The 671-nt window shown below is 67.2% G+C and carries 1 protein-coding gene; it reads left to right on the forward strand.

Annotated features, from left to right (window positions below):
- The coding region (locus QPR87_RS23555) for a GTP-binding protein (protein WP_285051574.1) at nucleotides 1–671 on the forward strand (671 nt) is incomplete at both ends.

Here is a 671-nt window from a genome sequence, read left to right on the forward strand (position 1 = left end):
GCGGCGCAGATGGACGGCGCGATCCTGGTGGTGAACGCGGCCGACGGCCCGATGCCGCAGACGCGCGAGCACATCCTGCTGGGCCGGCAGGTGGGCATTCCCTACATGGTGGTGTACCTGAACAAGGTCGACCAGGTGGACGACCCCGAGCTTCTGGAACTGGTCGAGATGGAAGTGCGCGAGCTTCTGTCGTCCTACGACTATCCCGGCGACGACATTCCGATCGTGAAGGGCTCGGCGCTGGCCGCCCTGGAAGGCCGCGACGCGGAGATCGGCGAGAACTCGATCCGCGAGCTGATGAAGGCGGTGGACGAATACATCCCGACGCCCGAGCGCGCCGTCGACCTGCCGTTCCTGATGCCGATCGAGGACGTGTTCTCGATCTCGGGCCGCGGCACGGTTGTGACCGGTCGCGTCGAGCGCGGCGCGGTGAACGTGGGCGACGAGCTTGAGATCGTGGGCATCCGCCCGACGAAGAAGACGACCTGCACGGGCGTCGAGATGTTCCGCAAGCTGCTGGATCGCGGGGAAGCGGGCGACAACATCGGCGCGCTGCTGCGCGGTGTGGAGCGTGACGGCGTCGAGCGCGGCCAGGTCCTTGCGAAGCCCGGCTCGGTGACGCCGCATACCGAGTTCGAGGCCGAGGCTTACATCCTGACCAAGGAAGAGGG

It is taken from the genome of Paracoccus sp. SSJ (genome assembly GCF_030234105.1).
Taxonomy (GTDB): Bacteria; Pseudomonadota; Alphaproteobacteria; order Rhodobacterales; family Rhodobacteraceae; genus Paracoccus; species Paracoccus denitrificans.